We start from the raw sequence: 13468 nt of genomic DNA on the forward strand, positions 1-13468 counted from the left end.
TTAAGGAAAAAGTATTACTTAGGAGCTTTTTTTTCATTTAGTAGTATGCCAAATGTTGTGTTTTGTTAGGTCTCATTTTAAACACTACAAAAAATCATTAGGACAAGGAGGTGTTTTTAGTTATAGACAAAGGTATAAAAAATAAGGGAAAAGGCAAAACCTTTTATGAGACTAGTTTCCATGAAAGGGGAAATCTTCGATGAATATGGTTCTAACTGCTAATAAACGTCAAAAAGGGCGTCATTCTTCCTTAACTGAGCTTCGACTAAATGGGGCTATTCCTGGTGTTGTTTACGGTTTTCAAATGGAGCCGACAGCCATTACGTTAGATGCTAGAGCTTTTGCGAAAATATTAGCTGCTCATGGTACGAAAAGTGTATTTCAACTCGATGTGGAAGGACAACGCATCAATGCTGTTCTAACAGAAGTGCAGCGGTGTGCCTTAAAAGGTAATGTGAAACATGTTGATTTCAAGTCGATCAATATGTCGCAGGAGCTAGAAGTGGATATTCCAGTAACCGTGATCGGTGATGCTGTAGGAGTTGCAGAAGGAGGCTTCCTGCTTCAGCCTAATCGTGAGGTTCGCATTAAAGTGAAGCCAACTGAAATTCCAGAAACTATTGAAATAGATGCCACGAATGTTGCGATTGGAACTTCCCTTTATGTGGGAGATATACGCCAACAGTTTCCTTTTGAAATTTTACATGAGGATGACTATACACTGGTGACCATCACACCACCAGCTGCTGAAAATGTGCAGGAAGATGATACAGTCGACGATACACCTGAAGTGATTGAAGCAACAGGGCAAAATACGGATGAACCAAGAGGATAGAGCAAAGAGGAGCCATCTTACACTAAGTAAGTGGCTCCTTGCCGTTTATTGGCTGAACTGCTGTATCGATTTTCGATAACGATAATACAGGGTGATGTAAATACCACAAGTAGTTAAAAATAGCCATGGGGGGATAAAGCGCATGATGGCAAAGGGTGTTTCAAATAAAAATGCAAAAAGAAAAGCAAACCCTTCTTTTTCCCATAAACCAGGCGTAAAATAAGCATTTTTTATACTGAACAAGGAGGAGAAACTATCATTAGCATCAAAAATCATTAAGAAAATAAATGAGAGTATGGCCCAGTTGCTTGCATGTTTCATTAACCGTTTATACTTCGCAATGTGGGAATCATGATCTGAAAATAAATCATCATGGCCATCTTTTCTTTTTACCCAATAATGAGTGCCATCATATGATTTCACTTTTAATAAGCGCCATCCAAAATCCTCATGTAATTGCTTATAGGTAACTTGCTTTTCTCCGCGAAGTTCCTGCTGACAATCGATTCGAATAACTTGTTCAAAATCTTCTGTTTGTTGAAATGTATATAAACCAGCAGAGTTTATGTTGGAGCATACCCAGCCCTTGGTTAACATTTCATTTAACCATTGCTCTTCCTTTTCAATATCAAAAAAGACTTTAAACTTTATCATGTTTGTTAGCTCTCTCATATAAAGATAAAATTCGCTGCAATCTTTGTTGCTCTGCAGCTAATATGTCTAGACCCTCTTCTGTTGTTTGATAAACCTTACGCCTTGTATCCTGGGTTTCAACTGGCGCAATCCAATGATACTTCAATAAATTTTCAATAGCGCCGTACATAGTACCAGCTGCAATTCTTACACTACCAGCACTCATTTCCTCGATTTTTTGCATCATTGCATAGCCATGTAACGGTTCCCGTAAGGCGAGTAAAATATAATGCATCGTTTCGGATAAAGGTAATAATTTATGTTTTTTCACATTTTCACCTCAATATATACAGTCGAACTATATAGTTTGATTATATATAGTTCAACTGTATATAGCAACTGTATAAAAAAAGACAATGCCATTTTGCATTGTCTTGTAAGCTTATATGACAGCGCTCTTAACGCCAGTCCATCTCATAAATAATTTTTCGTTATATGATAGGGCAAATTGTACGATGGGTCCAAGTCCAAATGCCATAAACACTGTACCGATGCCAATCGGACCGCCAAGAAGGAAGCCTATAATGGCGACCGTTACTTCCATCGTCGTACGAGAACGAGTAACGCTCCAGCCAAGTTTATGAACCATCATCAGCATTAAGGTATCACGAGGCCCAATGCCTAAATTTGCCACCATATACATACCACAGCCCCAACCTAGTAAAACTAATCCTGTTAGGTAAGAAACAAGTTGCATCCAAAAACCATCAATATCAGGAAGCCAATAATTAAAAATATCAATAAAAATGCCGGCTAAAAACATATCGATAAATGTTCCTGGTAATGGAAATTTTTTTGTGATCAGCATATCAAACGCTAAAATAGCAAGTCCTAAAATAATGGACCATGTACCGATTGTTAACCCCAACGTTTTTGTTAAGCCAATATGTAGGACATCCCAAGAGCCGACGCCAAAAAGTTGCCCTTTAATTGTTAATGTGATGCCAAAAGATAGCACGATAATGCCTGTTATGAAAAACAAACAGCGCGTAAAAAAAGCTTGTTTCATTTTTAACCCTCATTCATCCGTAAATTCCTGTTGTCCATCCAATTATTATAGCAATAGTTTTTCGATATGCCCGAAGATTGTCATTTCACATTTTTCAAAAAAAGGCGGTTTAGCTTTTTTATGAGAGGGCAAAATAAAGATGTAGATGAAAGGATGGGATGAAATGACATCTGTACGCGATGAAATTTTAGAAGTATTGAATCGAGAAAAGATTGGAACGATGGCTACTGTTGAAAATGGCAAACCTTACTCCCGCTACATGACGTTCCAGCATGAGGACTTTGTGTTATATACAGCGACGAATAAGCATTCTGAGAAAATGGAAGAGCTTCGTAAAAATCCATATACCCATATTTTATACGGCTATGAAAATGGCGGCTTTGGGGATACGTATGTGGAAATTGAGGGCAAGCTTACGGAGGTACAGGAAGAAGGCTTAAAAAATAAACTAGCAGAAATTTTTACTAGTATTTTTGTTGGCAATCAGGACGAAATGGTGACATTAAAAATTGAGCCCATTCGTATGCGTTTGATGAATAAAAAAGGTCAGCCCCCTAAAGAGCTAGAGTTTACGAACGACCATTAATCAATGGTCGTTTTTTACTGACGTCATGATAAATAGTTGCATTCACGGGCATTTTTTTGGCATGATAGTTCTTAAAAGAAAAAGGAGTATAGGCGATGTCGACAAAATTACAGCAGTTAACGCAAAATATCTTATCATCACAAGGAAAAATAGAGGCAGATTTTATTCTGAGAAATGCACAAGTTGCAGATGTTTTTTCATTAACGTGGAAAAAAGCAGATATTGTTGTGAAAAATGGCATGATTGTAGCAATTGATCGCAATCATACATTTCATGCAAAAGAAGAAGAGGATGCTACAGGAAGCTATGTCATTCCTGGATTAATTGATGGTCATATACATATTGAATCTTCCATGTTAACACCAGGGGAGTTTAGTCGGGTGCTCATTCCTCATGGTATTACAACGGTCATTACAGACCCACATGAAATTGCCAATGTCGCAGGGGCAGAGGGCATTCAATTTATGCTCGATGATGCCCAAAAGGCGGATATGGATATTTTTGTGATGCTGCCATCTAGTGTGCCAGGTACCCAGTTTGAAAATGCAGGTGCAACACTAACAGCAGAAGATTTAGAGGCGTTCTTGACACATCAACAAGTTCGCGGCTTAGCAGAGGTGATGGATTTTCCAGCCGTGTTAAATGGGGAACAGGGCATGCTACAGAAAATTGTATTAACACAGCAAGCCAATCTCGTTATAGATGGTCATTGTGCTGGCTTACAGAGCACACAAATTACAGGCTATCGTGCTGCGGGTATTCAGACAGATCATGAATGTGTGACTGCACTGGAGGCCATCGACCGTGTGGAGCAGGGCATGTATGTCCTTATTCGTGAAGGCTCAGCGGCGAAAAACTTACGTGATTTATTGCCAGCAGTTCAACCACACAATGCTCGTCGTTTTGGTTTTTGTACGGATGACAAATATGTAGACGAGTTAATGGATGAAGGAAGCATCAACTATGATGTGGCTATGGCAATAGCAGAAGGGATGTCACCATTACAAGCGATCCAGCTGGCAACTGTTAATACAGCAGAGTGCTATCGTTTATTTGATCGTGGGGTACTTGCACCAGGCTATAAGGCTGATTTTGTGCTTGTGGAGGATCTAACGAGTATGCAGGCCAAAGCAGTTTGGAAAAATGGTCGGAAAGTGGCTGAACATGGAGCCATGTTGACAAGTCGTCAAGAGCCAGTTGTTCCTGCTCATATCCATCAATCTGTCCATTTACCAACTGTTACAAAGGATATGCTCCAACTGTCATTCACAAAGGGAACGAAGGCAAATGTCATGGAAATTGTGCCAAATCAGCTGATTACCAATCATTTAGTGATCGATGTGCCTGTCAAGGAGAGCGTTTTTGTACCTTCTGTAGAGCAAGACCTACTGAAATTAGCTGTCATAGAACGTCACCATCATTTGCATACGACAGGCTTAGGGATTGTTAAGGGATTCGGTTTACAAAAAGGGGCAGTAGCGACTACAGTAGCACATGATTCACATAACGCCCTTGTCGTCGGTACAAATGATGATGATATGGTTCTGGCACTTTCGCGTATTCAGGAAATCCAAGGAGGCTTTGTAATTGTAGCGGATGGCAAGATATTAGCAGAAATGCCGTTAACAATTGGTGGCTTAATGACAGATGTACCAGCACAGCAAGCTAAAGAACAGCTAGCTAGCTTGCACAGTGCCCTGCAGACCCTCAACCCAACATTAGATTTTCATTTTCTACTGACATTTTCATTTGTTGCATTACCAGTCATTCCTGCATTAAAGCTAACAGATACAGGATTATTTGATGTGACAACTTTCCAGCATATTTCTATAGAAGCTTAGACGAGAAAACGACCTAATTGCAGCGAGCGATTAGGTCGTTTGTTATTTTTTATTAGATAAATGTGTTTTGATACTCCTCTTTATTTTAGGTAGTTAAACAACGAGTCCTCTATAAGAGAAAAATCTGTTTACATCGTGCAATTTGCGACAAAAGAACACGAGAGAGACAATCTCTGGTATTCCGGTAGAGAAACAGAGTTAAATATTGAAGAAATTCATAATGACTTCATTTACAAAAAGTATTTAGGATAGAAAAATATCCACCTTACCTCATTGAAAAAGGTTCATTTGATTACACACTTATTTTCAAAAGAGTGAATCAAATGAACCTTTTTAGGTATCCTAATGATTATCTTTACTCGACGAGTCATTGTAAACGATATCTTGTAGCACATTTTTTAGTTGTAAAAATTGCTGCTCTGAGATATTCGATTGCTTCATTACTTGACGTGACACTTCAGGTAACTGACAACGAACGTTACTTCCTTCTTTCGTTAAATATATTTTCATTAGACGTTCGTCATCCTTGGAACGTTCACGGCAAATATAACCTTTTCCCTCTAATTTTTTTAGTAAAGGTGTTAATGTACCTGAATCTAAAAATAAGCGTTGTCCCAATTCTTTCACAGTTATTTGTTCGTTTTCTTCTAAAGCTAATAAGGTGATATAACCTGTATAGGTTAGATCATAGGGCTTCAATAATAATGTATATTGACGAATGATTTCTTTTGATGTGGCATACAAAAGAAAGCACAATTGATTATCTAAATGATTAGGCATAAAAATCCCCTCTTAAAAGTTCTTCTTCTACCATTAATATTAAAAATAAAGTTCTTACTTGTCAAATACAATTAAATTGTGTACAATTCAATTTGTAATAATTAGATTGTGTACAATTTAATTGATCAATTTAAAATAAGGGGTTTTGATTATGAAAGAATTATACTCAACTACAATGATTAATACTGGTGGGCGTAGTGGCACATCATATGCAGAGGATCAATCACTATCTTTAAAAATTGCGCCACCTGGCTCAAAATTAGACAATGTTACAAATCCAGAGCAATTATTCGCTGCTGGTTATAGTGCTTGCTTTAATAGTGCATTAGCTTTAATTAAACGCCAGAAGAAAATTGACAATTCTTCCACTATTAAAGTGACAGTACGATTAATGGAGCAAGCTTCATTTGATTATATTCTAGCTGTGGACATCGAAGGTCATATTGAAGGCTTAGCACAGGAAGAAGCACAAGAATTATTGGAGTTAACACATACAGTATGTCCTTATTCAAAGGCAACAATGGGAAATATCAATGTCACAATTAAAGCAATTTAACTATTTGAAAAAGAGGGAAATGACATGTCAGAAACTACACCATTAAAACAAATTATGCAAGAACGAAAATCAGTACGTAAATACAATGCAACAGCGAAAATATCTCGAGAAACGATTATGCAACTAATAGAAGATGCTACTTCAGCTCCTTCATCGAGCAATATGCAGCCATGGCGATTCATTGTCATTGATGATAAGGAAATTCAAAAAAATATTAATTTCTTTTCATTTAATCAAGAGCAGATAGAAACAGCCTCTGCTATTATCGCGATTATTGGTGATATTGAAATGTATTTAAATGCTGAGGAAATCTATGCAAAAAATGTAGAGTTAGGCTATATGCCAGAAGAAATCGCCAATAAGCTTGCAAAAGACGCATTAACTATGTATGGTTCTGCATCAACAAAAACATTAGAAAACATTGTGCATTTTGATGCTGGCTTAGTGTCTATGCAAATTATGTTGTTAGCGAAGGAAATGGGATATGATACCGTTCCAATGGGTGGATTTGATAAAGCGAAATTTGCTGAATATATGGAATTACCAGCAAATGAAATTCCTATATTATTATTAGCAATTGGGGAAGCAGCAGCGCCAGCATATGGTTCTTCTCGTCTTCCAATAGACCGCATCGTCAGATTTAATAAATAATTGAAAAGCAATGTCCCAAATAGGGACATTGCTTTTTTAGTGTAATTGTGTCTAAAGTTTTCAAATTATACAAGGGAATATTCCTAAATATAACCATTTTTCATTGATATTTTTACATAATATGTTACTTTGAGATAGGTAATATTGTACCAAATGAGGAAAATATTATTAGATAATCAATGTAGTACTATAGGAGGGCATATTATGTATAAGAGTTTTAAAATGAATCAAGTGTTAATTGGGATTAGTACATTGGCACTTTCGTTAGGAGGGTTGCAAGCGGAAGTATCAGCAGCAGAAAAAACGCCTTATCATGTATTACAAATGAAACCTGCTGGTATAGAAACGCCGAAAGATGAAATTGCGCATACCACACAAACTGATGCAACATTATCATTTGAAAAACGGCTTGAAATAGAAAGTTTATCGCAACAGCAGGTTCAAACTTTAGAACGTGCTAACTCGCAGTATTTGCAAGAAAAGTATTCGATGGCAGAGCTTAATAGAATGAGTGATAGTGAGCTCATGAATACCTTAGGCACTATTCAGTGGTATCAAATTACAGATTTATTCGAATACAGTGAGGAAACAAAAGTTTTTTATCAAAATGAAGAACGCATGCAAGTTATTATTAATGAATTGGGAAAAAGAGGGGGTTCTTTTACGAAAGAGGATTCAAAAGGTATTGAAACATTTGTAGAACTATTGCGTTCGGCTTTTTATGTTGGATTTTATAATAACGAACTATCTTATTTAAATGATCGCAGTTTCCATGATAAGTGTTTACCAGCATTAAAAGAAATAGCTAACAATCCAAACTTTAAACTTGGTACAGCTGAGCAAGACAAAGTAATATCTGCCTATGGGAAACTTATAGGGAATGCTTCTAGTGACGCGGATACAATTCAATATGCTGCGAACATTTTAAAACAGTATAACGACAATCTTTCTACATATGAAGGCGAGTATTCAAAAGGACAAGCTATATACGATTTAATGCATGGGATTGATTTTGATTTGCAGTCGTATTTGCATGATGCTCGTAAAGAAGCTAATACAACAATGTGGTATGGACAAATAGATAGCTTCATAAATGAGGTTAATAAAATAGCACTATTACATAATGTAACAAATAGCAATAGTTGGTTAATCACTAATGGTATTTATTATGCAGGGCGTTTAGGTGTATTTCACAGTAACCCTAATAAAGGTTTAGAAATTGTTACAGAAGCAATGCATATGTATCCATATTTAAGTGATGCTTATTTTGTAGCTGTAGAGCAAATAGCTACAAATTACCATGGAAAGGATTATAGTGGAAATCCAGTAGATTTGCAGAAAGTACGTGAAGAAGGAAAGAAGCAGTATCTACCGAAAACATATACGTTTGATGATGGATCAATTGTATTTAAAACAGGAGATCAAGTAACAGATGACAAAGTTCAACGATTATACTGGGCTGCAAAAGAAGTAAAAGCACAATATCATCGTGTAATTGGCAATGATAAAGCATTAGAACCAGGAAATGCTGATGAGATACTAACAGTTGTAATTTATAACTCCCCAGATGAATATCTTTTAAACCGTCAATTGTATGGATATGAAACCAATAATGGTGGAATTTATATTGAAGAGAATGGAACATTTTTTACTTATGAACGTACGGCACAGCAAAGCATTTATAGTTTAGAAGAGTTGTTCCGCCATGAATTTACACATTATTTACAGGCTAGGTACGAGGTTCCTGGTTTATTCGGGATTGGAGATATGTATCAAAATGAACGACTAACATGGTTCCAAGAAGGAAATGCAGAATTCTTTGCGGGATCAACGCGTACAAATGATATTGTTCCACGTAAGAGTATTATTAGTGGATTATCAGATGATCCATCACAACGCTACACAGCAGAACAAACAATGTTTGCAAAATATGGATCATGGGATTTTTATAATTATTCATACGCACTCCAGTCTTATATGTACCATCATCAATTTGATACATTGGATAAGATTCAAGATTTAATTCGTGCAAATGATGTGAAAAATTATGATGCGTATCGTGAGACTTTAAGTAAAGATCCACTGCTAAATTTAGAATACCAAGCCTATATGCAGAATTTGATTGATAATCAAGAAAAATATGAGGTACCACAAGTATCAGAAGATTATTTAGTACAACATCAACCGAAAGCTTTAAAAGAAGTAGAGCAAGAAATCGTGGATATTGCTAACATCAAAGATGTTAAAATGACAAAACATCAGTCGCACTTTTTCAATACATTTACACTTGAAGGTACGTTTGTAGGGGGTAATACAAAGGGTGAATATCATGATTGGAAAACGATGAGTAAACAAGTGAACCAAGTACTTGATCAATTGTCGGAAAAAGAGTGGAGCGGCTTTAAAACAATGACAGCATATTTTGTGAACTACCGTGTGAATGCAGCAAACCAGTTTGAATATGATATTGTTTTCCACGGCGTTGCGACGGATGAAGGAGATAATCAAGGCCCGTTTGTTAAAATAAATGGCCCTTATACTGGCATCAAAAATGAAAAAATTGAGTTTAAAAGCGATGGTTCAAAAGATAATGATGGAGAAATAGTTTCCTATCTTTGGGATTTTGGCGATGGAGATACAAGTGATGAAGCAAACCCTACTCATCTATACGAAAAAGAAGGAACATACAATGTGACATTAACCGTGAAAAATGATAAAGAAATAGAAAGTAAAGCTTATACAATTGTCACTGTAAGGAAGGGAACAGAAACAGAGAATAATCATCCTGAAGAAGCGACAATCATTCCATTTAATAAGCCCCTAAAAGGTAGCTTGATTGATCATGATACTGATGTGTATCAGTTTGACGTAACGTTTTCAGAAGAAATAGATATTGCAGTCTTAAATGAAAATCAAATTGGCATGACGTGGGTGCTTTATCATGAGTCTGATATGCAAAATTATGTATCTTTTGGACAGGAAGATGGAAATAGTATAAATGGTAAACTTAAAGCTGAACCTGGAAAGTATTATTTATATATTTATAAATTTGCTAATGAAAATGGGACATATACAGTTAATGTCCAAAATGAAGCACAAACAGAAACAGAGATAGAACCAAACAATCGTCCGGAGGAAGCGACAATCATTCCATTTAATAAGCCCCTAAAAGGGAGCTTAATGGATGATGATAATACAGATGTATACCAATTTGATGTGACATCACCAAAAGAGATAGATATTTCTGTCCTAAATGAAAATCAAATTGGCATGACATGGGTGCTTCACCATGAGTCAGATATGCAAAATTTCGCATCATTTGGACAGGAAGATGAAAATAATATAAAAGGTAAATTTAATGCAGTACCAGGAAAGTATTATTTATATATTTATAAATATAATAATGAAAACGGGACATATACGGTTCATATCCAATAATTATATATGGAAAGCATTCATTCCTTCTAGACTGTTGCTAACTAACATACTAATAAATAAAAAAAATAAACGAAAAATAGAATATATTTTGGCTATAAACTTTATGTCAAAGTTTTTCTATTCGAATAACTTTGATTTTTGCAGGATTTGACTCCAACTTTTCAGAGTACCAAATTCTTACTTTATCGCCACTTTTAATATCCTTCATAGAAAGTTTCAATTCGTTATTTAAAATTGAAACTGATTCAAATTGATTTGAATACATGAAGTTTTTACTAGAGAAACTCTCTAAATCTGATTGTTGAACGTCCTTTCCTTGAATAAAATAGACTGTTCCTTTCTGAATAACTATATAGCCAATTTCATTTTCGCTATATTCTTTACTAGATAATAGTTGGCTAACATTACCTAAGAAATATAAAATAACAAGAAGAAGTAACAATAAGACCAGGTTAATAATAGGTTTCGAAACTATGTTCTTAATTCTAATCACTACCTTATTTAATTATTTTATATTAAATATAATTTATTGTTGCTCGCTTCTATTTTACTAAATAAAAAGACTTTATTTGTACTACTTCCTTAATAAGCAGGGATAGACATAGCGATTGCTTTCAATTTTCAAATTTGTAGCCATATCTACACTCACTATCTAAAGAAAGCAAAATGTGATGAAATCAAATGCCATAATTATGTAAAGAAAACATACTAACATCAGTAGTACAAACCTAGTCCGAGGTTTGTACTACTATTTTTTATAGTAAAAGAGTAAACAAAATTTATAGAAACATTTATCAGTATTCTTTATTTCTCCTTAAAGAGTTGAGGGAAATATGAAAGATGCTAAAAAATTGTCGGTACCATGCCTCCATCCATACGAATCGGAGATCCTTTAAATGCGGATGCATAAGGACTACATACAAATGTAGTTAGTCTCCCTATTTCAAATGGTTTAATAAATCTTTGTATTTCAGATTGGGGGAGGTTTGTCGTCATAAATGCTTTCTCTTTCTCTGAAAAACTCATACCTTGATTAGGAAACATACTATCAATTATTTGATACACATTTTCAGAGAGTGTAGGACCTGGCATGATTGTATTAATTGTAACTTCTTTTCCTTTTGTTAATTTAGATAGGCTTTTTGCCAAAGATAAGAGCATTGTTTTTGTCATGCAATATTGAGGCATTTGTCCTGAGGGCATAATGGCTTCTTCACTTGCAATAAAAATAATGCGTCCAAAATTATTTTCCAACATGTTAGGTAAGTAAAATTTAGATAATCCATTTGCTGCAAGAACATTAGTACGGAAGTAATTTTCCCATGTATCATCGTCAACGTCTTCGTATTGCATTATTTCATACATACCCATATTGTTAACTAAAATATCAATACTTGGATATTTTTCGAATAAAGCTTCTCTTTGCTGAGGATTAGCAATATCAGCTGTAGCATTTTTGGGGAAAGTCGATGGATAAGCTGATTTAATTTCATTGACAATGCGTTCTACCTCTTCATAATTTCGCCCATTAATGAGTACATTTACACCTTCTTTGGCTAGTTCGATAGCAATTGCTTTACCTATACCTCTTGTTGATCCAGTAACTAATGCAGTTTTATTGTTTAATCCCATATCCATAATTCAGTGCCCCTTTATTTAGTATGATTATAAAGTAATAAAATCCTATTTTTGTTCGAAATTTTTATAAGATCCAATGATCTAGTTTGTTTCTATATGTTTAGCACGCCAATTTGATGGTGTATCACCTTCCCAAAGGTGGAAGGCACGGTAGAACGAGTTCTGATCTTCATAACCAATCAAGAAGGCGATATCTTTCATATCAAGCGAGGGATCAGCTAGATACGCTCGGGCCTGATCCTGTCGAACTTGTGCTAACAAATGTTTAAAGCTCGTGCATTCATTAGTAAGCCTACGCTGCAAGGTACGATCACTCATCCCTAACTCGCTTGCGATTGTCTGAATATCAGGGCGTCCTCCTGCTAAGCTTCGTTTCATCATCCATTTGACCATCTCGGTGAAGGAGCGGTTATGTTGGTGTTCATTTAACGATTGATCCAAAAGAGGGGTCAAAATTTCCAACAACTCCAAGTTATATGAAGTAAAGTGACGGTCCAGATCTCCTCGATGTAACGTCAACCGGTTACGCTTTGCACCAATCTGAATACAACAACCGAAATAATCTTCAAGAGTCTGTACATCGCCCATTGCATGTGTAAATTCAACTAACTTAGCTGTTATAGGTTGACCTGTCCCACGGCGTCCAAGCTCAAGTAGAAATGCAAGTGTGATACCAACCAGCATAGGGGGACCGGATTGCCCAGGATACGACCATTCTAGATCGATTGTACAATCCTCACCCTCCTCAGTGATACGTAAGCTTTCTGGAGGACACAGTTGCTTGTACCGTGCCATTCTTTTTAGAGCATCACGATAATCACGAGCATGGTAGGCTACTAAGACAGTAGGCGGATAATGATTTGAATCAAAGCTAGTGGCTAGTTTGATCATTCCTTTGGCAGTATCGTCAATAAGATCAGAATAAGCCTGCCAAATCGCTAAATATTGGATTGTGGAGACTACTGATTCATTCATGATCGTGAGTGGTAGTCGTGCTTTTCGAACTACGTCGTGGGGGACTATCCCTAATTGACGTATGCCTTCCCAAAATCCCACCGGCATTTTTATACGATTAGAGCTTTGTAACGTCAACATTTGAGCCTCCTTAATTCATTTGCATGTAGTGTTTATATGTGATTATTGTCTTTAGTGTTTGTACGGGACAGTTTATATAGTATCGTTTCCATCACGACTTGTAACTAGCAAATAGCGACTAAAAACTTGCTATGTACGCCAAATTTTTAGAAAACAAATTTTATTTTTATTGCTAGCTTGATAGAGCAGGTAAGCTCCTGGCAATTCCGTTAACTTTAGCATATCTAGATTACTAGGTTAGAAGTATTTTTCTTTTTTCAAATAGCCAAGAAAGGAATTTACAAAATCACTTTTTTCGATTGATTTTATCGAAATAATCATCTTTATCGATTTGTTTGATCATAAT

The 13468-nt window shown here is 35.9% G+C and carries 13 protein-coding genes; 6 read left to right on the forward strand and 7 right to left on the reverse strand.

The annotated features are described in order from the left end of the window. Positions 1–199: 199 nt before the first annotated feature. Complete coding sequence (locus tag SJW71_RS10280; protein ID WP_312506521.1) at positions 200–835, forward strand: 50S ribosomal protein L25/general stress protein Ctc; 636 nt, start codon at positions 200–202, stop codon at positions 833–835. A 45-nt stretch (positions 836–880) separates the two neighbouring features. Here SJW71_RS10280 and SJW71_RS10285 read toward each other — a convergent pair whose 3' ends face one another. The 3 genes from SJW71_RS10285 to SJW71_RS10295 all read right to left on the reverse strand — a co-directional run bounded on the left by SJW71_RS10285 (position 881) and on the right by SJW71_RS10295 (position 2537). Further along, positions 881–1489, reverse strand: coding sequence for a DUF2812 domain-containing protein (locus SJW71_RS10285; protein ID WP_431812092.1), 609 nt, complete (start codon positions 1487–1489; stop codon positions 881–883). Beyond that, entirely contained in the window at positions 1476–1763 is a 288-nt protein-coding gene (locus tag SJW71_RS10290) for a PadR family transcriptional regulator (RefSeq protein ID WP_431812201.1), read from the reverse strand. Before SJW71_RS10290 ends, SJW71_RS10285 begins: the two co-directional genes overlap by 14 nt. Positions 1764–1910: 147 nt before the next feature. Beyond that, positions 1911–2537 carry a YczE/YyaS/YitT family protein gene (locus SJW71_RS10295; protein WP_274793470.1) on the reverse strand — a complete coding sequence of 209 codons (627 nt, stop codon included), beginning with the start codon at positions 2535–2537 and terminating at the stop codon, positions 1911–1913. 163 nt (positions 2538–2700) lie between these two features. Here SJW71_RS10295 and SJW71_RS10300 point away from each other — a divergent pair, with 163 nt between their 5' ends. Continuing rightward, complete coding sequence (locus SJW71_RS10300) at positions 2701–3123, forward strand: pyridoxamine 5'-phosphate oxidase family protein (RefSeq protein WP_274793469.1); 423 nt, start codon at positions 2701–2703, stop codon at positions 3121–3123. 95 nt (positions 3124–3218) lie between these two features. After that, the gene (ade, locus tag SJW71_RS10305) at positions 3219–4964 is read left to right on the forward strand and encodes an adenine deaminase (RefSeq protein ID WP_431812093.1); all 1746 of its coding nucleotides are present in this window, start codon (positions 3219–3221) and stop codon (positions 4962–4964) included. A 342-nt stretch (positions 4965–5306) separates the two neighbouring features. On the opposite strand, the gene SJW71_RS10310 is transcribed toward ade, so the two are convergent. Then, a complete protein-coding gene (locus SJW71_RS10310) occupies positions 5307–5744 on the reverse strand; it encodes a MarR family winged helix-turn-helix transcriptional regulator (RefSeq protein WP_431812094.1) in 438 nt (145 codons plus the stop codon). 151 nt (positions 5745–5895) lie between these two features. Here SJW71_RS10310 and SJW71_RS10315 point away from each other — a divergent pair, with 151 nt between their 5' ends. The 3 genes from SJW71_RS10315 to SJW71_RS10325 all read left to right on the forward strand — a co-directional run bounded on the left by SJW71_RS10315 (position 5896) and on the right by SJW71_RS10325 (position 10389). Beyond that, positions 5896–6300: an Ohr family peroxiredoxin gene (locus SJW71_RS10315; protein ID WP_341386474.1), complete on the forward strand. Its 405-nt coding sequence runs from the start codon at positions 5896–5898 to the stop codon at positions 6298–6300. A gap of 24 nt (positions 6301–6324) precedes the next feature. Next, positions 6325–6951 (forward strand): nitroreductase family protein, encoded by a 627-nt coding sequence (locus tag SJW71_RS10320; RefSeq protein WP_431812095.1) that lies wholly within the window; start codon positions 6325–6327, stop codon positions 6949–6951. A 204-nt stretch (positions 6952–7155) separates the two neighbouring features. Then, positions 7156–10389, forward strand: coding sequence for a collagenase (locus tag SJW71_RS10325; RefSeq protein WP_431812096.1), 3234 nt, complete (start codon positions 7156–7158; stop codon positions 10387–10389). 106 nt (positions 10390–10495) lie between these two features. Here the strand turns inward: SJW71_RS10325 and SJW71_RS10330 are convergent, their stop codons facing one another. The 3 genes from SJW71_RS10330 to SJW71_RS10340 form a co-directional block, all read right to left on the reverse strand. Beyond that, positions 10496–10882 (reverse strand): DUF3221 domain-containing protein, encoded by a 387-nt coding sequence (locus SJW71_RS10330; RefSeq protein ID WP_431812097.1) that lies wholly within the window; start codon positions 10880–10882, stop codon positions 10496–10498. A 350-nt stretch (positions 10883–11232) separates the two neighbouring features. After that, a complete protein-coding gene (locus SJW71_RS10335; RefSeq protein WP_431812098.1) occupies positions 11233–12027 on the reverse strand; it encodes an SDR family NAD(P)-dependent oxidoreductase in 795 nt (264 codons plus the stop codon). A gap of 81 nt (positions 12028–12108) precedes the next feature. Then, positions 12109–13122 carry an AraC family transcriptional regulator gene (locus tag SJW71_RS10340; RefSeq protein ID WP_274793461.1) on the reverse strand — a complete coding sequence of 338 codons (1014 nt, stop codon included), beginning with the start codon at positions 13120–13122 and terminating at the stop codon, positions 12109–12111. Positions 13123–13468: the final 346 nt, after the last annotated feature.

This window comes from Lysinibacillus sp. FW12 (assembly GCF_050817245.1).
GTDB lineage: Bacteria > Bacillota > Bacilli > Bacillales_A > Planococcaceae > Lysinibacillus > Lysinibacillus irui.

Coding starts and splice junctions, on each gene's coding strand:
- SJW71_RS10285 (WP_431812092.1), bottom strand. CDS start 1,489: ATGATAAAGTTTAAAGTCTTTTTTGATATTGAAAAGGAAGAGCAATGG.
- SJW71_RS10335 (WP_431812098.1), bottom strand. CDS start 12,027: ATGGATATGGGATTAAACAATAAAACTGCATTAGTTACTGGATCAACA.
- SJW71_RS10320 (WP_431812095.1), top strand. CDS start 6,325: ATGTCAGAAACTACACCATTAAAACAAATTATGCAAGAACGAAAATCA.
- SJW71_RS10295 (WP_274793470.1), bottom strand. CDS start 2,537: ATGAAACAAGCTTTTTTTACGCGCTGTTTGTTTTTCATAACAGGCATT.
- SJW71_RS10300 (WP_274793469.1), top strand. CDS start 2,701: ATGACATCTGTACGCGATGAAATTTTAGAAGTATTGAATCGAGAAAAG.
- SJW71_RS10315 (WP_341386474.1), top strand. CDS start 5,896: ATGAAAGAATTATACTCAACTACAATGATTAATACTGGTGGGCGTAGT.
- SJW71_RS10280 (WP_312506521.1), top strand. CDS start 200: ATGAATATGGTTCTAACTGCTAATAAACGTCAAAAAGGGCGTCATTCT.
- SJW71_RS10340 (WP_274793461.1), bottom strand. CDS start 13,122: ATGTTGACGTTACAAAGCTCTAATCGTATAAAAATGCCGGTGGGATTT.
- ade (WP_431812093.1), top strand. CDS start 3,219: ATGTCGACAAAATTACAGCAGTTAACGCAAAATATCTTATCATCACAA.
- SJW71_RS10310 (WP_431812094.1), bottom strand. CDS start 5,744: ATGCCTAATCATTTAGATAATCAATTGTGCTTTCTTTTGTATGCCACA.
- SJW71_RS10290 (WP_431812201.1), bottom strand. CDS start 1,763: ATGCATTATATTTTACTCGCCTTACGGGAACCGTTACATGGCTATGCA.
- SJW71_RS10325 (WP_431812096.1), top strand. CDS start 7,156: ATGTATAAGAGTTTTAAAATGAATCAAGTGTTAATTGGGATTAGTACA.